The sequence below is a fragment of the Borreliella afzelii genome (assembly GCF_014202295.1).
Taxonomy (GTDB): domain Bacteria; phylum Spirochaetota; class Spirochaetia; order Borreliales; family Borreliaceae; genus Borreliella; species Borreliella afzelii.
This window is the reverse complement of record NZ_JACHGM010000011.1, coordinates 1-21,519: the sequence shown is the minus strand read 5'-3', so window position 1 is coordinate 21,519 and position 21,519 is coordinate 1. Positions and strand designations below refer to the sequence as shown.

At 24.5% G+C, this 21,519-nt stretch carries 17 protein-coding genes and 2 pseudogenes; 8 read left to right on the top strand and 11 right to left on the bottom strand.

The genetic code is table 11. The annotated features are described in order from the left end of the window. Nucleotides 1-1,482: 1,482 nt before the first annotated feature. The 3 genes from HNP63_RS05950 to HNP63_RS05940 form a co-directional block, all read right to left on the bottom strand. Nucleotides 1,483-2,091, bottom strand: coding sequence for a CRASP family complement regulator-acquiring lipoprotein (locus HNP63_RS05950; protein ID WP_373477053.1), 609 nt, complete (start codon nucleotides 2,089-2,091; stop codon nucleotides 1,483-1,485). 1,507 nt (nucleotides 2,092-3,598) lie between these two features. Next, on the bottom strand, nucleotides 3,599-4,381 hold the full coding sequence (locus HNP63_RS05945) for a virulence associated lipoprotein (RefSeq protein ID WP_183227512.1): 783 nt from the start codon (nucleotides 4,379-4,381) through the stop codon (nucleotides 3,599-3,601). A gap of 1,005 nt (nucleotides 4,382-5,386) precedes the next feature. Next, nucleotides 5,387-6,070 (bottom strand): CRASP family complement regulator-acquiring lipoprotein, encoded by a 684-nt coding sequence (locus HNP63_RS05940; protein WP_183227510.1) that lies wholly within the window; start codon nucleotides 6,068-6,070, stop codon nucleotides 5,387-5,389. Between the two features lie 866 nt (nucleotides 6,071-6,936). On the opposite strand from HNP63_RS05940, the pseudogene HNP63_RS05935 reads away from it, so the two are divergent. Next, nucleotides 6,937-7,282, top strand: a pseudogene (locus HNP63_RS05935) (class I SAM-dependent DNA methyltransferase); the annotation flags it as partial. Between the two features lie 63 nt (nucleotides 7,283-7,345). Here HNP63_RS05935 and HNP63_RS05930 read toward each other — a convergent pair. Then, a complete protein-coding gene (locus HNP63_RS05930; RefSeq protein WP_183227508.1) occupies nucleotides 7,346-7,714 on the bottom strand; it encodes a P13 family porin in 369 nt (122 codons plus the stop codon). A gap of 533 nt (nucleotides 7,715-8,247) precedes the next feature. Between HNP63_RS05930 and HNP63_RS05925 the strand changes: the two are divergent. Then, a pseudogene (locus tag HNP63_RS05925) lies at nucleotides 8,248-8,775 on the top strand (P52 family lipoprotein). Between the two features lie 492 nt (nucleotides 8,776-9,267). Here HNP63_RS05925 and bdr read toward each other — a convergent pair. The 5 genes from bdr to HNP63_RS05900 all read right to left on the bottom strand — a co-directional run bounded on the left by bdr (nucleotide 9,268) and on the right by HNP63_RS05900 (nucleotide 16,749). Next, nucleotides 9,268-9,816: a Bdr family repetitive protein gene (gene bdr / locus HNP63_RS05920; protein WP_183227506.1), complete on the bottom strand. Its 549-nt coding sequence runs from the start codon at nucleotides 9,814-9,816 to the stop codon at nucleotides 9,268-9,270. 269 nt (nucleotides 9,817-10,085) lie between these two features. Then, on the bottom strand, nucleotides 10,086-10,157 hold the full coding sequence (locus HNP63_RS06975) for a hypothetical protein (RefSeq protein ID WP_234799444.1): 72 nt from the start codon (nucleotides 10,155-10,157) through the stop codon (nucleotides 10,086-10,088). 169 nt (nucleotides 10,158-10,326) lie between these two features. After that, nucleotides 10,327-10,650, bottom strand: coding sequence for a P12 family lipoprotein (locus HNP63_RS06970; RefSeq protein WP_011703859.1), 324 nt, complete (start codon nucleotides 10,648-10,650; stop codon nucleotides 10,327-10,329). 692 nt (nucleotides 10,651-11,342) lie between these two features. Beyond that, the gene (locus HNP63_RS05905) at nucleotides 11,343-12,518 is read right to left on the bottom strand and encodes a type I restriction enzyme HsdR N-terminal domain-containing protein (RefSeq protein WP_183227504.1); all 1,176 of its coding nucleotides are present in this window, start codon (nucleotides 12,516-12,518) and stop codon (nucleotides 11,343-11,345) included. Nucleotides 12,519-12,915: 397 nt separating this feature from the next. After that, the gene (locus HNP63_RS05900) at nucleotides 12,916-16,749 is read right to left on the bottom strand and encodes an Eco57I restriction-modification methylase domain-containing protein (protein WP_183227502.1); all 3,834 of its coding nucleotides are present in this window, start codon (nucleotides 16,747-16,749) and stop codon (nucleotides 12,916-12,918) included. A 642-nt stretch (nucleotides 16,750-17,391) separates the two neighbouring features. Here HNP63_RS05900 and HNP63_RS06965 point away from each other — a divergent pair. Together HNP63_RS06965 and HNP63_RS05885 are read left to right on the top strand one after the other, a co-directional pair. Next, nucleotides 17,392-17,508: an Mlp family lipoprotein gene (locus HNP63_RS06965; RefSeq protein ID WP_012615195.1), complete on the top strand. Its 117-nt coding sequence runs from the start codon at nucleotides 17,392-17,394 to the stop codon at nucleotides 17,506-17,508. Between the two features lie 865 nt (nucleotides 17,509-18,373). After that, a complete protein-coding gene (locus tag HNP63_RS05885; RefSeq protein WP_011703863.1) occupies nucleotides 18,374-18,547 on the top strand; it encodes a hypothetical protein in 174 nt (57 codons plus the stop codon). A gap of 88 nt (nucleotides 18,548-18,635) precedes the next feature. Here HNP63_RS05885 and HNP63_RS05880 read toward each other — a convergent pair whose 3' ends face one another. Both HNP63_RS05880 and HNP63_RS07180 read right to left on the bottom strand, forming a co-directional pair. Next, nucleotides 18,636-18,794, bottom strand: a complete 159-nt coding sequence (locus tag HNP63_RS05880; protein WP_011703864.1) for a hypothetical protein — start codon at nucleotides 18,792-18,794, stop codon at nucleotides 18,636-18,638. 49 nt (nucleotides 18,795-18,843) lie between these two features. Then, on the bottom strand, nucleotides 18,844-18,903 hold the full coding sequence (locus HNP63_RS07180) for a hypothetical protein (protein ID WP_073999390.1): 60 nt from the start codon (nucleotides 18,901-18,903) through the stop codon (nucleotides 18,844-18,846). A gap of 200 nt (nucleotides 18,904-19,103) precedes the next feature. Between HNP63_RS07180 and HNP63_RS05870 the strand changes: the two genes are divergently transcribed. The 4 genes from HNP63_RS05870 (at nucleotide 19,104) to HNP63_RS06955 (ending at nucleotide 20,450) form a co-directional block, all read left to right on the top strand. Then, nucleotides 19,104-19,253: a hypothetical protein gene (locus HNP63_RS05870; protein WP_014486290.1), complete on the top strand. Its 150-nt coding sequence runs from the start codon at nucleotides 19,104-19,106 to the stop codon at nucleotides 19,251-19,253. Continuing rightward, complete coding sequence (locus HNP63_RS07175; protein WP_157859697.1) at nucleotides 19,228-19,359, top strand: P52 family lipoprotein; 132 nt, start codon at nucleotides 19,228-19,230, stop codon at nucleotides 19,357-19,359. The genes HNP63_RS05870 and HNP63_RS07175 overlap by 26 nt, the downstream gene beginning before the upstream one ends. Before the next feature lie 191 nt (nucleotides 19,360-19,550). After that, nucleotides 19,551-19,727 (top strand): hypothetical protein, encoded by a 177-nt coding sequence (locus HNP63_RS05860; RefSeq protein ID WP_183227516.1) that lies wholly within the window; start codon nucleotides 19,551-19,553, stop codon nucleotides 19,725-19,727. A gap of 273 nt (nucleotides 19,728-20,000) precedes the next feature. Beyond that, nucleotides 20,001-20,450: a hypothetical protein gene (locus HNP63_RS06955; protein ID WP_373477054.1), complete on the top strand. Its 450-nt coding sequence runs from the start codon at nucleotides 20,001-20,003 to the stop codon at nucleotides 20,448-20,450. The last annotated feature ends 1,069 nt before the right edge of the window (nucleotides 20,451-21,519 follow it).

The window sequence follows — 21,519 nt, the reverse complement described above, 5'->3', positions numbered from 1 at the left end:
AGTGTAGAAAAATATTTTCATATTGACTACCTATTTATTTTTGATCATTTTATGAGAGGCAAGCAGGGCTTATATAAGTTCTTTAATAAGAGAATTTACACAAGCCCTGAGCTTTTTATAAAAATTTTTGCTACAAATTTGGTAAAAATAGTTTTTGATATTTTTAGTTATTTGTAAAAATAATAAATTAAGGAAAAAAATATTAAGAATATGTTTATTAATAATAATTTTAATTTAGGTCTAAAAACCATTCAACAAGGAAATTTTTAATTTTTATGATCCTTTATAGGTTTATAAAAAAAATGGTATTAGTAAAAATCTTTAAAAATATGGGTATAAGTATCAGAATTTTAATAAAACCATAAGGGAAGTTGAAAATGTTATTAACAAGTATAATCTTGATATTAGATTTATGTAATATACAATTTTTACTATTGTTTAAAATTAAACAATTTATGTTATATAACTTAATTTTTTACACGCAGTGGACGTTATATATTATTTAGTGTATTAATACTCATATAAAGCTTACAAAAAAACAACGAAAATAATTTCGAAAATGTGAATTTATTGTATCAATTATTTAGTTCTAGAACTTTTTAAATAAAAAAGTATGCTTTAGTTGTAGTCCTTAGCATAAAAAGTAAAGCGGATATAATGTGGTACCTAATCTATAATAATTATGAAAGTGAATGCCTCTTATTTAGTGAATAAATATGTGTTAATAAATCTAAAAGAAAAGCTATTAATAGAAATTAAAAAAATATAAGAGTTTTGAGATAGTGTTTCAAGAGATGTTGGTTAGCATTAATTAAATAGGCCGCTTAGTAACTAAAGGCTCACAAATTCAATTATTTAAGCAATAGGTTTTGCAATGTCCTTTAAGGAGATATTTTATAGAGAATCGTATATTAAGTAGTTTGTATAAAAGACTATAACTTAAATAAAAAATAACTAAGGTTGAAATATTAAACCATCATATGATTTGTAATGTGGTTGGAATTGGGATACTTAATGTTGGTGTGTTATCTTATTTTTTTGTTAAGATATAAAAAAAGTCATATAGTTACTATTGAAGTTATTGAGAAAATTTTAATTTTTAAATACTTTAATATTAGAGTGGGTGGTATAATAATTTTTTCAGACGTTAGTTATCATAATTTTATTCAACTTAGTTTAAGTATGTAATAGAATAAGTTCTAGGATTATTCTGTAGAAATAAGGTAATAATTTTTAGATCAAAATAAGATTTTTAATAACATCTATTCAAATATATATATTTTTCCGTGTAAGCCTTAAATATACTGTTTCTTTAAATTGCTAATAAATTAAAAGGCCAAACCTTTAAAGGGTCTTTATTAATGATATGACCGTTTTTTGTAGCTTTTCTGATTCCTCAGTTTTTTCTTTAAATTGATTATAAAGTGTACTTACATGAGATTTAAGCTTATTAACATCTGTTTTTATAAGATTTGTGTCATTTTAATAATCTAATAAAAGTTGTTTTGACATTTCTGAGACATTTTTTATTATAGATAATATTTTTTCAAGTGAATTTTTAAGTTTCTGTAAATCTGAAGTGTCTAGTTTATCTAGAGTATCTTTTTTGGGGTATAAGCGATTAGTTACTATGTCAAGATCGACTCCAAGGCTGCTAAATAGGTTGTATATCACGTCTTCTTTTATCGATAGTTTCATAATATCTGCAAATTCCTTTAATTCCTTAATATCAATAGCACTTAAAAGAGTATAAGTATGTCTTCTAAATTTTATAGATCTCTCAGTATTGTCAGACACCTTTTCTTTGCCCGGTCCCCAACCAAGCTTAGTAAAATTCATTCCATATTGGTTAGAAAGTTCTTTTTCCATTATTTTTATATACTTTTCTTTATGTGCGTTAGCTGTTTCTATTAAATTTTTTAAATCATTAAGTAGTTTGTTTTTTATTTCTTTATTTAGGTCTTCTTCTATGCCAAGCTTTAATTCCTTATTAGATGGAGATTTAATATCTTTGTGTTTAGTATCAAAATCTAGACTGCAAGCATTTAAAAATAGAAAAATAAATATACTTGTAATTATATAGTATTTCATAAATACTCTCCTTGAGTATAATTGAGGCTTTAGTGTATACTATTAAAGTAATTAAATATTAAATATTATATATTTAATGTTAGAAGTTTTATAGCATTTTGAGTTTTTTAAAAGTATATTTTATATATTCTCTATTGATTTTTACTAAATTTGGAAATCGTTTGAAATTTTAAAACCCGAATTAATATTTTATTCAAAAAATATTGTTATTTTTGAGGGTCTTATTTGGGATAATTGATATAGAATTAAAGGGCCTTTAAGGGGGGAATATCTAATAAGGGCATAATGAATTTTAAAGATGTTATGATGAGTTAGCTTTGAGCTTAATTAAAGTGGTTGGAAAAAAATGGCTATGCAAATATTGTTACCTTTTTAAGGTAAAATTTTGATGAAACAATTAGCTTGAATTTAGTCTTTTTAGATTTAAATAATTGAAGGGTGTTATGTTAGTATTGCATTCTAACAAAGTTGGTTTATATGAAAATTAACAGTAGTTAGATTTGGCAATAAGATTGCCAAAATTGAGCCCCTAGAAAAGAATTTGTAAAAGTATATATTTAATTTATATATCAAAATTGATTTTGTAAAAAAGGTTTAATATTAAGGAAATATTCAAATTTGTTTTTGGGAAACTATTTGTGATATCACATTAACAATAGAATTAATTGTATTTGGTATTATTATTAAATTTTAGGCTTAGTTAAGAAAAAAATAGAGGTAAGTTACTTTTATAGTTTACTGTTATTTTTATAGATTTTTTAGGCTTTAATTAATGTAAGGTTTTAGATTGTGCAAGTTTTTGTAAGATTCTTTTTAAGAGAAAAGTTTTTAATCAAATTTTTAATAATAGATTTAAGCCTATTAGGGGCTGTTTCTATAATAATTTAGATTTTTTTGTTAGAATTTATGAGATCATTATTTTTAAATCAAAGATTATAGAAGGAGCACTTCACCAATATAGATATTATTGAAAATATTGTATTAAGGTAAAAAGGCTTAATTTCTCAAAAAAATCGATAAATCATTTCTAAGCTTGTGTATATAAAAGGTCTATTCCTATTAATAATAGAAAATCAAATAGGCTATTGGTTAGAATAAATATATTAGATTAATGCTTTCTTACAATGTTAAATTGATATTTTGATAACTTTTAACTAAAAAGCAAAAGAATTCTCTGTTTATAATTTAATTGCAAAAATTTTTAAATTTAGGTGGAAGCCCATCTTTTAATACCAGGAGGCCAATGTTTAACTAAAGATTATAAAAAGTTTTCACATATAATTTACATAGATTTTAATTGAAGATAAGTTTTTCAAATTAATTTTTTTAAATTTTAAATATACATTTTATAATGTTTATAGGCCCCTTACAGTAGAAATAGGGTAATAATTTTTAGACCAAAATAAGATTTTTAATAACATCTATTCAAATAGATAATATATTTTCCCATATGAAGCCTTAAATATACCGTTTCTTTAAATTGCTAATAAATTAAAAGGACAAACCTTTAAAGGGTCTTTATTAATGATATGACCGTTTTTTGTAGCTTGTCTGATTCTTCAGCTTTTTCTTTAAATTGATTATAAAGAGCACTTACATGAGATTTAAGCTTATTAACATCTGTTTTTATAAGATTTGTGTCATTTTGATAATCTAATAAGAGTTGTTTTGACATTTCTGAGATATTTTTTATTATAGATAATATTTTTTCAAGTGAATTTTTAAGTTTCTGTAAATCTGAAGTGTCTAGTTTATCTAGAGTATCTTTTTTGGGGTATAAGCGATTAGTTACTATGTCAAGATCGACTCCAAGGCTGCTAAATAGGTTGTACATACTATATGCTGTTGCCAGAGTTAAAATATTTGCAAATTCCTTTAATTCCTTAGTATCAATATCACTTAAAAGAGTATAAGTATATCTTCTATAGTTTATAGATCTAACAGTATTGCTGGATATATCTTCTGTGCCTGGTCCCCAATTCAAACCATTAAAAGGCATTCCATATTGATCAGAAGGCTCTTCTTCCATTCTTTTTATATACTTTTCTTTATGTGTGTTAGCTGTTTCTATTAAATTTTTTAAACCATTAAGTAGTTTGTTTTTTATTTCTTTATTTAGGCCTTCTTCTGTGTCAGGCTTTAATTCCTCTCTGCCAGGGCCTTCTTCTGTGCTAGGCTTTGATTTCTTATTAGATGGAGATTTAATATCTTTGTGTTTGGTATCAAAATCTAGACTGCAAGCATTTAAAAATAGAAAAATAAACATACATATAATTATGTAGTATTTCATAAATATTCCCCCGAATATAATTCAGTCTTTAGTAAATAATAAATTTAATTACTCTAATATTATACACTAAATTTAATTATTTTAATATTATATATAATATTAAAATAATTAAATTTAGTGTATAATATTAGAAGTTTTATAACATTTTGAGTTTTTAAAAAGTATATTTTATATATTCTTAATTAATTTTTACCATATTTTCTTATTCCAATAACAATATGTTTCATTTATGAATAGGCTTGTAATGCTTATTATCTTTAAGATATTAAAAAACTTTAAATTTATAAAGTTTTTATAGTATTCATATTGGGGTTTTGTGAAGCAAATAAGGTTGCTCATGTAGTTAGTTAAAGAGGGCTGCCAGCTATTAATTGCAAGATAAGCATTTTATAGTATGCAATGTTTTTACTTGCACGGAATAGTTATAATTAATGAATAAGTAAAAGTAATTAATTAAATAGTGGTTTTGAAAAAGCACCAGAAGAAAACAAAAAATTCAAATAAAAAGTATAAAAAGCATGAAGCATTGTCTGCTTTATAATGTCCCCTTTTACATAGGAGTTTGCTTATTTATAGCATCTTGTTCTTGTAAAATAGAAAATTGCAAAAATTTTAAATAACAGCTTTAATAAATTAGCTACTATATAATAACTTTTTTAGAACACAAATAACTTAAAAATATTTAAAAAACACAAATAGGTAGAAATTGATAAAAAAGGCGGCTTATAGGGTGTAGTGTGTCTTATAATATTGCTATACTTAATGGGCAAAAGCAACTTTTTATTCAATAGATCTTATAAATAGTAAACTTATATACCAAATAAAAAACGCTCTATAAATAAATTAATATAATATAAACATGGAGAGTACTTTTTAATTTAGTATATTAAATACTTTAATTAATCAAGTGTTTATGTTACTTCTTCTAAATAAAGAATACATAATCCTTTTAAAAGAAAATTTATTAGTATTAACTGTAAAAATAATAGACTTTTTTAATAAATTTTAATCCACAATGCCGGAAATAGATATTGATAATATGGTTGTTTTTAGATTATCATTCTCTTTTTTTTTATCATTAAACCGATTTAATTTTTCACTCAAATAGGTTTCTAGCTTAGAATCATCTGTTTTTATAGAATTTTTATTTTCCCGATAATCTAATAAAATCTGTTTTATTTCTGTTGAAACAATTTTCCTTATAGAGAAAAATTGTTCAAGAGAATTCCCTATCTTTTTTAAATCTGAGATTTTTACCTTATCTAAAGCATCTGTTTCTAAGGATAAGTGATTAATTATTCTTTCTAGGTTAAGTTCTAAAATTGCTATGCTATTTAGAATCTGACCCGGCGATTGTAATTTCGGTTTATGAAATATTGTTGTAAATTCATCAAGTTCATCATTTGTTAAAAAAGTATTTATAAAATCAAAAGCTCTTTTATCTATTGTAAAAACTTCTCCATCACTTTCGCTATCTACAGTTTCTTGACTTTCTTCTGGCTCAATTGGTGGTAATTTATTTTTGTCTATAGTTGTTTTAATTATCTCTATTAAATTTTTTGTTTCGCTAATATTAGCATTTTCTGTTTTATCAATATGTTTTTTTATTGCTGTTTCAGTGGCATGATCGGCACCACAACTATTTAAAAGCAAAAAAACACACATACATAAAATTATGTTGTTTTTCATAAAAATATTCTCCTCAATTGGTATGTATTAATTGTATTCTTATATTAGGAGACATACAACATGAATCATGTATTTTTTATTATCAAAATTATAATTTTTTAGATTTTTGTTTCTTTTTTAAATAAAATTTCTCTTAACTATTTGTAATAGTTAAAAATTACTTATTTATTCTCATGAAAAATTTTATTATTCTTTCAAGCTCTTTAGAAATCCTTTAATATTTTTAGAATTTTTTAAGCTTTTCTAAAAACTTTATTTGAAAAATAATCTTCCCATTTTGTATTGCTTTTGTTTTTTTATACTAATAAACATTAATAATCAAATGTTATTTTACAGATATTGTTTTTTAATTTTTGTTTTTATCTGATGGTTTTTAACAAAAAATAATTTGCGCTACTATTTATAAATAGTAACCCCATGTAAATTTGCCAAAAATTAATCTATTAGTGTCAATTTGAATATGCGCATCTTTCTTTAATCTTAATACCTTGGCCCTATCTTACTTTAAGTTTAAGTTTTTTACTAAGAATACAAGAATAGATGATATCTATTATATCATCTATTCTTTGCTGCTGCCAGAATATTTACCAACTCATTGTTCAAATTAAGCCTTTCTAAAAGATTCTTTTAAATTTTTTATTGTTTTAAATCTCTTTTTTGAGATTTTTTGCCAAATTAGATACCTTTTGAAGGTCTTTTTTGTATTAACCACTTTTTGTTTTAAAGAGTTTATTTTTTTCTTTATAATTCAAAAGTTATAGTTATTATTATGAAGTAATATTTTATATTTTATATACTCTTTTTATGTCATTGTTTTGTAAGACTTATATGCATAAATTGCTAATATAATTTTAATTAATTTAATTTTATACTTGACTTTAGTCAAAAACAACTTCCTTGCTAATAGCTAAAAATGATCCCGAGAACTTTAAATATTTACTTTATTTAGAATATTTTAAGTTTAGTGAAGAAGAAATTGATAGAATATTAAATCTAGATGCCAAAGATAAATTCTTTAAAGATAAAGAAAATGAAAATAATTTCATTGTGGCCAGTCTTTACTCATTAACTAAAGAAGATTTTATAATTTTGCTTAATGATTTTAAGATATTGAAAAACAAAAAAGGAGAAGATTATATTTTGTCTTTAATAAAGGGATATGAGAATTGTTTGCTAGGTGCGAAGGGTTTCAATCGTTGGAGGATTGCATAATAGATCCCAATTGCCAGATTTTGAATTGACAATTAGGATCGTAAAGTTGCTATTGCACTTGATTTAATAATTTTTTTTAAACTTGAGCTGGAATCCGTTTATTCCAATATCAAAATTTGGTTCAAAACCCGCAAGCGAAATGCCTGATTTTTTTCCAATTTCTTTATCTTTTTTATTTGCAAATATAAATGGAATAATAAGCGAGGTTATATAGGATGTCAAAAGTGTGAGCGCTCCTATTCCCATTAGTGTATATCCAGTTCTTAGTTTTGTCTTATCGTTATTACCATACTCAGGCATATTAAAAAATCCGGTTACTATAAGGGTCATCCCCAGCAAACTGAATCCAAGTACTGATCCACCACCAATATAATCTCCTTGGGAAAAGGATCCTATTCCCAAAGGAATTACCATGTTAAGGAAAAATGCCATTAATTCGGGCTCATATGTATGGTGGTATCTTGGATATGTGTACGGATATAATGAATAATATCCTGGATAATATCCAATTTCTGATTCTGGGATGAAAGATACGCTTGAAAGATATTTTTCAGCATATGCGTTATTATTTTTTATCTCTTTTTTTAGTTTTCTATCTATGTTAGCATATAAATTGGATAGAAAACTAAAAATTAGTATTAATGTGATTTTTTTTTCATATTAATATTATCTCCTAATAATTAAGTTTTGATAATTGAATGTTAGCGCAATTTCTAGATTTTATATGGGGAGATGGATTTTTTTCTAAAATATAATTTGAGTTACTTGAATGTGCTAAGCGGATTTTGACAATTCTTGAGAAGAGATAAAATTGGTATATGCTTGCTTCTTTTAGAGGAATTTATCTTACTTTGCAGAACTTTTAAAGGTTTGCTAAAAATAGTATTTGGGGACAAACTTATATATTTGCAGATTGTTTTAGCAGTAGGGTGGAGAAGGAGTATATATTATAGGATTTTGGTTTAGTGTTTGCAATAATAACATTAGTTTTATTGGGTTGTTATTTGCCTGATAAGCAGAAACAAGCTGTTCAAGCTTTTTTTTGATGAGAATTTACAACAAAGTAGTGATATGTGTTCTAATGAGATTGTTACTAAAGGCATATTTATTAATTTAAAACTATATGTGACTGAGCATCATTTGTTGATTGATATAAAATAGACTCTACACACTTTATATAATAGTTCACCAAATAATAATCTAGAAATTCCCCCATTGACTGACTATAATGAAGAGTATTTTAATAGATTCTTTTTAGAGCTAGGTTCTGATTGAGCTAAAGAATTGGTTAAGTTGTTTGGTAGGGTAAAAATAAGGGGAGTGATGATAAATTTAAAGGGGAAGCTTATTGGCTATATCATGTATAAGGGAGCTATATTCTCTACTTTAAGTATTCTGGTGAAAACGGGAATAATGAGCTTATTGTTGATATGCAGAGGAGGCCCACCATTGATCAACAATATCTGAAGGTTAAGAAAGGAATAAGACGGTGATTTTTAAAATGATTTTCGACTATTATATGAAAAAGTCAAAGATTTTGAGTTATACCTTTTTAGGTTAAAGTTTACGATTCTTAAATTTCCTCTAGATTTCTAAGATAAGGTTTAATATTTGTATCTAAGTGTTAAGTTATTGGGGTTAATCTTTAGGTCTAAAGTATCCATACTATTAAAAAATTATATTTATAATTTTTTAATAGTATGGATACTTTAGATCTAAAGATTAACCCCAATAACTTAACACTTAGTATACAAATATTAAACTTTATCTTAGAAATCTAAAGGAAATTTAAGAATCGTAAACTTTAACCTAAAGATGATATAAATCCCCACAACAATAAAAGTAGATAATATTAATATATTTTTGTGATATTTTTTTCAAACTCTAAGCCTAGTAAGAAAAAAATATCACAAAAACAATCCTGATGAATTATATCTAAAATATTTTTTCTTAATTAATTATGGGTACAAAATTCTTTGCAATTTTTATTTGTAATAGTTACTAATTAACGACATAACAAAAGGTGTTAGAATAGATATAGCAGCGGGAACCACTACTACTACAATAATACTTATTACTCTATTGCTAACCTTAAGCTTTTCCAAAAAAATTTGGCTATTAACTTGTAGCTCTTTTTTCAGATTTTGTTCTAAAATAGACATATTTTTGTTCAGATTTTGTTCTAAAATAGACATATTTTTGTTCAGATTTTGTTCTAAAATAGACATATTTTTGTTCAGATTTTGTTCCAAGTTGGATATGTCTTTTTGTAAATTCTTCTCTACAGTATCAATTTTGGCGTCTAAATTATCTATTTTGGTATTTAAATTCTTTTCTACAAAAGAAATCTCAGAAATAAGATTATCAAATTTTAAGTTGAATTGTTTTTCTAAATTTTCTAAATCTCTATATGTAAGCTCATTGTGATAATATCTTTTTGACAAATCTTTAGCTATTAGCTGTTCCATCCCTAGCCGTAGGAACTCTTTATATATTTGTTCTTCGGTAATATTTACTGTCAACACCGATTTCATCTAATTCACCCACTTACTAAGTACATTGTAGCACAAATCAAAGCTAAATAACAGCACATTTTCAAAATTAATGAAATAGATTGCAAAGCGAGCTGGGATTCTCCATTTTTCCCAACTTTTTACCCTTACTTCTCACACGATGCACTTAGTTATAGTGCCCTCTCCCTCGTAGAGATCCAAAATCCCACCGTAGAACTTAAATACTTCTTTTTTCTAACTCCATTGGGCGCCTGCCTATGCAATTTTTATTATCCCTAATATAGCGATCCCTAAGCAACTCTAAATAAGCTATTTATGTGAAGATACAAAAACACCTTCCCCTTTTTAAACCTAAATTCAATAAAGTAAGCTTTATTATCCTATTAATATCAAAAATCTATTCATAAGTATCTCAAATCTTTCTTTTTTAGCAACATCCTTTTAAATGTTTAAAAAGATTGCTATAGTTTAAATCAATCAGTATAATTTTATGCATACCTAAATAATATATTAACATCCTTATAGACTCTCTTATCTATTAAAACTTGCGAAAACGGTTTTTAAATTTTCAATAAGTTCTTTTATCTCTTCCTTTCTCCTAAATGCCTCATTTATTTTATAAGAAAAAGATTTTAATTGTCTTAAGGCATTCCTTGAGTTACTTAGAACCTGTTTAGATAATTGCAACACACAAGATCCTTGTTTTTTACTCTCCAATCTTTTAATAATACTTTCTTTTAACTTTTTCTGCGCGTCACCAAAAAAGAAAGCTACGAATCTTATTTCATTTCCTGCTATATCAATCTTATTTATAAGATTATCAAGTTTAATATCTATCCTTAACTGATTTTGCAAACGTATTGGCTCCCTTGTCTTATTTTTATTGTTCTTAAAATTTTCCATTAGTGATGTTTTTTAATTTTGAATCTTTCCCATCACATCATATAAATCATTTTTTATTAAAACGTATTATTCATCTTTAAGTACACACACCTCTTTAATTGGCTTAGAAAATCCAGAGCCTTTGAGGATTTTCTATATTTTTAATTATTTAATCTGCTTTCTTTTCTTCATCAGTAGAAAGAATTAAATCCCATTTTTTTATCTCTTTTTTTGAGCACGATTAATTGAAATATTTGGATTCAATATTACTAAAGGAAACTAAGGCTCTAAAGGAATAATTAAATCCTAATATTCCTGTTCTCCAAAATTTTTATTAAATCCTTCTTGATTACTATATAAATTATTAAAAACACCTTTTTGAACACTATCTGAAACTTATTTTACATTATTATTATTTTTTTATCCTTTATGACCGATAATTTAGAATCTAGATTACAAGACATCAATCCTACCATTAATATGTATATAAAAACAATTTTTTTCTCATCAAAATATTCTCCTTTCTTCTAATCAAGAATATATATTGTGAATAATAATGATTATTAATTAAGAGAATATGTGATAAGTTGTGAACTAATATTTCTATAATCAAAAAATTATAGAAATATTAGTTCACTAAAACATTTAAAATGTTTATATATTATTTAATGTACTTTTTTTGAAACAATATTATTGTAACTTAATCTAATAAGATATTTGATTTCTTCCATTTGAAGACCCGATGTACATAAAATCTGAATATCCCCTCTACCCCATTTGCCAATATTCTTAACATATCTAGTAAAACCTTCTTTTAAGGTTATTTGATTTAGAGCAGCAGTAATAGTAATATTTATTTTATTTACCCTAGGTCTAAAGCTAAAATCTACAAAATACCTACCCTGTACTCTAAATCCCGTATAGCACTTTGTTTCAAGTTTCTCAATTTCATTAGAGCTTAAAGCAAAAATAAAACTTTCTAAGTTTTTGTATATTGCTTTCATATCCGAATTTAATTTTTCAAATTTTTTTAAATTTTCGGTTTTAATATTATTATCTTTTATGCCAGGATCTATACCATCTTCTATGTTATTTTTTTTAATGTCTACTAATATATCATGTTTTTCATTAAAAACACTAAAAACATTTTTTATAATATTATTAAATAATTCGTCTAAATGTGTTTTTTTAAAATCAATTTTGGTTTTAAAAAATTCAAGAAAATCATCGCTTGTATTTTTTATTTCTTTTTTTAAATAAGCTAAAAGCTTGTCTGTATATTTTTTTTCTAATGCAAAAGCTCTGGCCGCCTCAATATTTAAAGAGTTCCTAGAAAACTTTTTAAGATATCCAAAATCTTTAGTTGTTAATTTTTCTAAATTAATAACCATAAAAGGCTCATTATCTAGTAAATTATCTTTATCTAAGTCTGAATAGAATCTATATTCTATACCATCTGTTAATATGCCGAATTCAACTCTCTTCTCTTGAGAACGAATATTTTCAAAATAAGGTTTTAATTGCTTTAAATAATTTCCAAGCTTTTCCTTACTATTATGATATTTAGCCTCTATCAAAATCGTAGGTTCTTCATCCTTTTTTGTTGGATAAATAATATAATCAACTTTTTTTAACCCATTCAGTTTTGGAATATCCGCCTTATCTTCAACTTTAACAATTGAAAGATCAGCGTGATCATAGCCCATTGCATCTAAAAATGGATCAATAAGATTTTGCCTTGTTTGTGCTTCGTTTTCAATAAGATCCTTGTTATTTTGTATCTTTCTACTTACAGCTTTTATTGATTTTATAAAATTTATATCTTTATCTTCATCTAGCATAATTATATGTTAACAATAAAATTAGAAAATAATTAATTAAAAAATAAATTTTCAAAATGTCACTCAATGTTTAATAACTTTAAGTTTCAGAACTTACTTCTTTGGTATCCATTATTTCTATTTTAAGTGCATTTAGACAATTTATTAGTAAAAAACATACATTTATCATCTGACTTATTTAACCCATCATTAACTTTATTTAATCTTATTTCAACTCTACTCAATCTGAACTTAACCTCATTAACTAAAGCAACTAAATTTCTAGTTTCAACTTCAAGCTTTAACACTCTTCTATCTAAATTAGATATTTTAAAAACTTCAAGTAATATCTCAATTCTTTTCCTAGCTCATTTTTTAGTTTAAAATCTTATTTTTTATTTTTTTCCACCCTATTATACTAAAAAATTTTATTATTTAGCAAATAATTTTCATATCCTTTTATTAAATAAAAAATATAATCTTCTCCTTTTTTGTTTTTTAATGCCTTAAAATCACCAAGCAAAGTGGTAAAATCTTCTTTAGTTAATGAGTAAAGACTAGCCACAATAAAATTATTTTCATTTTCTTTTTCTTTAAAAAATTCATCTTCTGGATTTAGATTTAGTATTTTATCAACTTTTTCTTTATTAAACTCAAAACATTCTAAGTAAAGCAAATATTTAAAGTTCTCAGGATCATTTTTAGTTATCAGCAAAGAAGTATTTTTTACAAGATTTAAATATAAAGAATTACTTAAAATTTCTTTTTCTTCGGGTTGTGGCATTGGGCATTGATATAAACATGATTTTTGAATATGTATATTAACAAATCTTCTAATTATAAAGTCAAATACAAGCGAATTAAAAATAGAAATAATAAATAATTTTTTATAAATAGATATTGGTGTTTTCTCATAATTTATATACATTGAATCTACACAATAACAATTTTTAGGAGAAAGTGTACTAATCATTGTTCTTTCATTAGTATTACTTGCAATATCTCTATAAAATACTCTTTCGGTTTGATACTGATCATCTTTGGTTAATACTTTTTCTAAATCTTTTTTATCTATCCATAAAAGCTTAGAACTTTCTTTTGCATCATCACAAGTAAAAAATCTTGAATTAAATTGATGAATATTGGCTCCAGAATAAAGAAATATAAAGTTTTTATCATTATATTCTCTTAATAAAGATTTACGATTATTAATACTTGTATTTAACCCTCTTTTAAAATCAATATATTCTTGATTAAGAACATTGAATTGACTAAATATTTTATTAATTAAGCTAAATTCTTCATTATCTTTAAATTCAATAATTGATTCTTGAATAGGGGATAGTTTCTTAATTTGGTCTATATTTAGTTTAATTCCTTTATACGCATTTCCTTTGCCATCTTTTAAATCCTTAGTTATCTCTTTTAAAAGATTATCACCACTCTGAATCATGAATTTTGCTTTAAAACTAGATGTAGATTCTTTAATATTACTAAGTTGAAATATCGCAAATTTAAAACGAGAATCTACATCTTTAAATCTTTTTTTGTTTTCAAATTGATAAATATAATTAAGCTTATACTTACTAAATATATGATTTCTTAGCGCTCTAGAACTAAATTCATTCCAAAGACTAGAAGGGGTTAGATAAGTTAAATTACCCCCCGATTTTATCAATTTTAAATTAAACGCGGTAAAATATCTAAAAAGATTTGAATCTCCACCACTAGTAAAGTCTTTAAAATCAAATTTATAAATATTGTTAATGGTAACTATACTATTTTTTTCTTCATTGTATTCAATATTTAAAGGATGATTATCTTTACTGAGTATTTCTTTTTTTATTTTGTTTTGATCCGTTATATTTAGTTTTCTATAGCTCGGAATATGTTTTGCAAAAAATTCAGATTCATTAAACCTAGTTTTCTCCCATGGAGGATTTCCAATTACAATATCAAATCCTTCCTGAACATCAGGAAATTCAATTCCATAGTGAAAAAATTTATAATAAGTGCTTATTTTTTTAATTTTCTCTATATTTTCTGCATCTTCACTAGAGGTTTTATTATTCAAGATATTTTCAATTAAGTCAGCTATATAAGGAGTACTACTAAGCTCTATATTCTCATTAAATTTTAATGATCTATTAAAAGATAGAACATGGAGCTTAATTAAAGAAAATATTATTCTTAAATTATCCATATTTTTACTTTTCTCATATTCTTTGTATATCTTTTTAGATTTTTCTATATCTTCTTTAGTAGTATCATTAATGCCTTTAATTTTTTGATAACTATCTTTTAAAATAGTTGTAATGTCTTCAATTCTTTTTCTAAATAACGAATAACCAATTTGGAATTTCTCTTCTGTAGTGCTAAAAAATTCATCTTTGGTATATCCGAGTAAAGAATTCCCTACTTTTATATGATGTTCAATAAAGCTTAATGGTGTTCCAAAAATAAAGGTATTAATCCATAAACTTAGCATAGTAATTTCGACTGAAATAGGATTAATATCTACTCCATAGATACATCTTTTAAGCAGCATCCTTTTAAGTACTAATTCTTTACTTATGGTATCCTGAACTTTATATTTTTTAGCCTCATTAATAATAATTCTATATTCTTTATCAAGCTCTTTTTTCACATCTTCAAATTTATCAAGATCATACCATACTTTTTCTGTTAAATAATTTAGACAAGAAATTAAAAAATGACCCGAACCACAAGAATTATCAATTATTTTAATATCTAAAGGAGATTTAGTTTTAAGTTGCTCCTCAATTGAGGACACAACCATAAAGTCAGTTAAATCTTCTGGAGTATAATATGCTCCATTTTTTTTTCTGTCAAGGGACCTTGATGTGAGATAAATATTGCCTTTATAGTATGTAGCAACTTTGTTTAGTTTCTTTGTTTTTAACTCTTCATCGGTACGAATAAGATAGGTCCCATCTTCAACAATGCGATACAAATTAGTATCTGCAATTCTAAGATCATATTCAAGCAAGGTTTCGTATAATTCTCCAAAACTTTTAAGATCAATTTTTGAATACTCTACAAATTTATCTTCTTTGGCATTTTCTTTGTTAAAGAATAGCATCTTAGTTAAGATGTCTTCAAGCTCATCAACACTTAGCAAATTTTTATTATTTAAATATTTAACTTTATCTTCTGCGAACAATCCCCCGTTAAATACAGGAAACTTTATTAAATCGTTTCCTTTGTCAAAAGTATTAAAAATTGTTATTAATTTACTATACCCTTCTTTTCTATTAATAACTTTATTATAAAAAAAATGCCTAAAAGACATATAAGATTTATATGCAACACTTTCTTCTAATATTCCTTTAAATGGTTCATTATCCTCAATATATACAATAAAAAATATTCTTAAAATAAATATAATTGCTTCTTCAAGTATCTTATCTAAGTCAAATTTAGTAATTTCCTTGTTTGATACTTTAAATTCTTCTTTATATATATTTTTTGCAATTTTAAATACTATACAGTCGTCCGGTTTTTCATAAAGTATATCTCTTAAAGTTTTCTTAATTACCTCTTTTTCTTTAGCTATTTTTTCTTTTTCAATTTCTATTACATTACTTCTTTTTAAGAACCTTTCTTTTCTTATAAGATAGCTAAATAAAGAAAACCAGCCTTGTTCTTTATACTCTTCTTTTTCTTCAATTTTAGAAAAATCAAATTCAATATATCGTTTTTCTCCATAAAGTACTTTTGATTTATCATAAAGTCTCCATACCTTTCCATTTGAAAGTATTCCATAATGTTTTTGATATTGATTTAGATATCTATAAAGTTGATCTTCTGCTTCTTTTAACTTGTCTTTCGCATCAAAGCTAAAAGTAGGACTTTTAACTTCTGCTATAAGCAAGATATCTTCAGCTGGAATAGGCTCATTATTATTTTTAGCCTCTTTCGATTTTTTATTAAAATTTACTTTATCTTTATCACATTCAAAAAGTAATATATCTACTCTAGATTGCTCTCCATCTATTTGTCCACCTTTTTGTTGTTCTACTGAATACGCTAATTCTTCAAATATAGATTTTAACAAAGACTCTATATTTGCTTCCGTAGAATTATCATCTATGGTTTGAACTTTATTTTTTAAAAAAAGAAAAAAGCTTTTTATTTTACCAATATCTTCTTTTTTTATGAAGTCTTTTGATAACTCCTTATAAAGAGATGTGTTTGGATCATTTGTTTTTACAACATCATTAGTTTTCATTATTTTATTTTATCATTTATAAATAATTGTGTTCAAAAATTGCTTATTTGAATAAGATATTTTAAAAAGATGTTCACCTATGTTATAATATTTTAATAGGGAAATGTCTGATTTGACATAAGAAATCAAAAAAGAACCACAAGATCAAAGAGAATTAATCGTAGAAAAACTCAAGATAAGAAGCAGAATAAAAACTTTTATTCCATTAGTAATGGTCGTTACTATTACATCTATAATAATAACTATTATTATGTTGCTAATTGCTAGTATTTCAAATACAAATTACCAAAAATCTTCGACATATAATTTATAATAATTTATCATTTTTAAACAATGTCCTTAAAAACAATAATATTTCTAAAAACAGGATCTATAATTATAAGAATAAACTTTTTCATTACTCAATATATTGTGCTAAAAATAAAAAAAGAAGCCAAAATGGAAATTATCTATATATTACTTATTTGTGCTCACGCTAAACAGCTGTAATACTAATAATACATATATCAAGCAAACAAAAAACATGATTTAAATCAAGAAAGAGCTATAATAAGAAAAACCTAAATTCTTCCCCTCTGAAAAATTACCTAAAGAAAAACTATTTGATAATCAAAAAAATCTCTTGACTGATTAAACCCTAATTTGGCTAATGATAGAAAATTTAATAAATTTTTACAATATGATGAATCTAAAATAAAACCAACGCTTGATCACATAAACAAAGGACTTGATAAATATACTGAAAGGCACTGCAGATAAACAAAAAAATACTTTTAAAAAAGCAGCTTAAGGTGATCTTAATAGTGTATATACTACTACAACTCTAGTAAGTATACCGTAAAAATGTTTATCAATAAGGGGGAGATAAGAATAAAAATTATCAACATATTATTTTGTTTATTTTTATTTATACTAAACAACTGTAATTTTAATAGTAATAACACTTTTAAGAAAAATAATAAATTCAATTAAACCTTACATAAAAAACGTGATTTAAGCTAAAAATAGCTATAAAAAGAAGAAATTACTCTAACCTCTCTCAAAAAAATCAAAAACAACCAATAATAGCCTTAAACTTATATTAAAGGGGAAATTACCTATAAAAAATAATCAAAATAATAAAAAACCAGCTGTGGTAAATATAAAGATAATAACAAAATAGAGCAATATTTAATAGGCGTCACTAGGAGTATATTTTATAACAAAATTCTAATAATGGGATTTATCGGTGTTCTAACAATAACCTTTTAAACGATACTATCAAACATTTTGAAAGCCTTAAAGCCAATTAAAAAATAAATAATAACTTTATTTACCCATTTATATCAGTTCAGTACCACCAGAATAATTTTCATTTTTAAAATACTCTTCTTCAATCTTTTTAAGGGTATCTATGGTTTTTCTTTTTTAAAGATAAAATTCTTCTTTATAGATAAGCTTTTCCTTTTGATTTAATTTTGGCTCATTGGATATTTTTAGTTTCTTTCATTAGAATTAACTAAATCAATCAATATATTAAATTTTCTCATTTATTGAGGCTAACATTTAGGTATTAATGGACTTAATATATTATAACTTTTTATATTAGCTTTATAGATTAACGCGCTATGAGCATATAAATTATATGCTAAAATCCTTTATTAGCAAGGCAATAGAACCAAATTTAGACGTTTTTTTAAAGTTTTCTAATATAGTTTTTCTATCTATAAATTTAATTTATCTTTTAAACTCTTTACCCTCTTCTGACTACTATTTTTCATCTCTTTTTTCTTTTTCAGGCTATTCTCAAGCTCCTTGAATTCATTTTTAAATTTTTCTTTATCTTTTCATCTATTTTATCCTTTCATTCTTTTATTTTTTTTCAATCCCTTTTTAATACTAAATATTCAACAACACTCTGGATTATTTTTTTTTATTTCATCTTTTGTACCCACCCCCAAAAAAGCTTGTTTTCTAAAATCTTGCTCTAAATTTTTTACATCTTTGCTGCTTGCGTAATTTTTACAAGAACTTATTGGTACAAAAACAACATAAATAATAAACATTATTCATAATAATATCTCCCATCACTCAACATTTTGTTACATAAAAATCTTACACACACCCAAAAAAATACTTTTGAAAAATATTTTTTTGATTAGCATTAGGATAAATTCTATATTTATAGCTCTATTAGTGCTAATTATTTTTTAAAAATATTATATTTAATTTATTTTACTAATTTGATAAAAATCAATCAAAAATATAACAAAATAGATTTTTAAAAAATCCTAAAATACTAAAAAACAGGTTCTGGCAAGATTATTACTAAAGGTGTAGTTGCCGATTTAAAATCAACCACAACTGAACATTGTATGTCAAACAATATGAAAGAATATATTCAAAATGAAAAACCTAGAATTGCTCGTTTACTCAATAAAAGCATTGATGATTTGACATTAGAGGATTATTACAATAAGGAATACTTTAACGGTTTTTTTGAGCTTGGGTTCTGCAAGATCTAAAAAATTAATTAAGTTGTTTTGTAGGATAGAAAGAAAGAAAAATAATTTATTTAAAGTTAAACTTTGTGGTGCGTTGTATCACCACATAAAAAGTATATTCTCCTAATATTTTGCATAATTCTGATAAAGAGATTGAGCATATTGGGCCTTGATTATTTTTGGACCGAGTATTGACCAGTAATATGAAAAAATTAAAGACTAATTAGAATATGCGCTAAGTACTAATCATTATTAACGGAGGAGTAAAAAAATGTTATTTAAAAAATAATAAAAACCCTTATCTTACTGTTTTGCTTATTGCTATCATGTATAACAGAACAAAATTTAGATAGGTTGCTTTCTTCAAATAGTTCAAAAACAAGTAAAGAAAAATCAACTTTAAAAAATTCGAGAAAAGATAAAATCCTAGTATCAAAATCAAGAAAAAATGTAGCTGATTTAGCTGAAACAGATATAGCAATAAAAGTAGCTTGAGAAGAAGCTATAGATAATAAGGGAACATAAGAATTGGCATCGATCGGCGGTTCAATTACTGTATCAACAGAAAAAACTCAGAATCAATTGGGTCAACAGATGGTATAAGAATTGCAGAGTTATCGCAATCTATATAATCTTAAGAAACTCCATCTATAATAAGGCAATCAAAACCAAAAAACACAGATCAAAAAATAGTTAAGACTCAAGAAGAAGAACAAAAAAGAAAAAGAAAGACAAAGACAAGAAGAAGAAAAACAAGCTAAAGAAAAAATTGAAATACTTATAAGAAGGATAGACAAAATAGATAAAGATATTAATGTTATTAAATATAAAAGTTCGTTTATAGAAAATATAAAGAGAATAATAGTAGTATCAACAGAAGTTGTAGAAAAAATCACAGGGCCTATATATGACTATTTTACCAATGATATTGGCGCCATATACTATGTTTGGTATGATAATCTAAATACAAGTCTAAAAGAATTGTTGGAAAAATTGAGTACTACTAGAGGAGATTTAAGAGCTACCTTAAGTGAAGGTAATCAAAAATATACTAGGAGTGACAAGAAACCTATATTAAAAGAACCTGTAAGAGTTAGTAAAATTGAATCAAACTCAGACAAACTAAAATCAGAATTAAAAAGGGTTAAAGAATATCTTAAAGATAAATCTAACTTTGAAAAAATTAAAGAGTATATCGCTAATAGTTCTGATGAATAGCTTTAAATATATCTAAACTTTGTATATGTAAATAATAACTAATTAAATGTCTTACTGGTTATTTTTTAAAAAAATTGTTATAAATGTAAAAATATTCGTCAATGAAATTTTTTATTGAAAAGGTAAAAAATTCTCTATCTATAATTTAATTGTAAAGGCTTTTAAATTTGGATATATATAAATTATTACACAATAATAATATTAATAAATTTAAACATTTTTGATATCACTTAATTATTTTTCTTAATCTTACAATCAATTATAATTACATTTAGCAAAAATAATAAATTATCATACTCAAAACCGGTACATACTTCTTGTATTTATACTTATATACGATATTTTAAAAACTACTTACTATAATAAAAATAGTCATTTTTATTATACTCTACAAAAGCCCCACTCATATAATAAATTCACTATTTTAAACCTCTAAAAGCCATACAATAACACTACTATTAATTGTCCAGCTTAGTAAAATTTTTAATTTATCCATTTTAAAAAAACTATATTTATCAACACTATGGGCATATTTATTTTTATGCAAAACAGCAATATTGTTGCCTTATTCCTTATCAAACTCTTTAAATTATAATTTTTACAAATATTTAACCTTAAGTAAATAAAAATTTCCTTTAAAAGAGGATACTCGCTGTAAAATATTTAAACCCTCATCTCACTATTAAGTTTTTAAGCACATTACCACCAAACAAAATGTTATCCATCTTACAAAAGATATCCATTAAGCTTACTTCTTTGTAAGCTTACATCTATTACAATCAAACTTAAAAACATTTCTTATTACTTATGACAATCTCTTATTTGTTCCACTTAATTTACTTTTTTCTTTAAAAATATTATTTTTTTAAAAAATTTCATATCCAATAAAAACCCTTATTATTTAATGCATAATATTTTAGATTTTTAATTTACTTTTTTATCTATATTTTCTTTTAGATTGTTATTAATAAACATATTTTTACCAAATTTGTAGCAAAAATTTTTATAAAAAGCTCAGGGCTTGTGTAAATTCTCTTATTAAAGAACTTATATAAGCCCTGCTTGCCTC